Below are 324 nucleotides of genomic sequence, written 5' to 3'. Positions count from 1 at the left end.
AGGCGCTGGCCGCGGCCATCGCCGGCGACCGCGCCTTCGCCGTCGCCGCACCGTCGCGCGCGCCCACGCGCTCGGCCGCCGCGAGCGAGGACGCCAGCGATTTCCCGTTCTTCCGCCAACGCTACCTGGCCCTGCAGCAGACCCTGGAAGCCGGCGCCGCGCGCCTGCGCGAACGCCTGCGCGACCGGCTGACCTCGGCCTCGCCCGAACTGTCCAAGCTCGCCGCGATCGACGCGGTGATGGAACGCGCGCTGGCGCGGCGCGAACGCAGCCTGCTGGCGGCCGCGCCGGCGCTGCTGGGCCGGCGCTTCGAGCGCCTGCGCC

General features: G+C 77.8%; 1 protein-coding gene. It reads left to right on the top strand.

Translation table 11 applies throughout. From position 1 onward, the window contains the following. Positions 1 to 324, top strand: a 324-nt coding sequence (locus A7A76_RS20075) for a DUF3348 family protein (protein ID WP_206412967.1), incomplete at both ends; no start/stop codon positions are given.

The organism is Lysobacter enzymogenes (assembly GCF_017168095.1).
Classification (GTDB): domain Bacteria; phylum Pseudomonadota; class Gammaproteobacteria; order Xanthomonadales; family Xanthomonadaceae; genus Lysobacter; species Lysobacter enzymogenes_D.
This window is presented reverse-complemented; position numbering and strand designations above follow the sequence as displayed.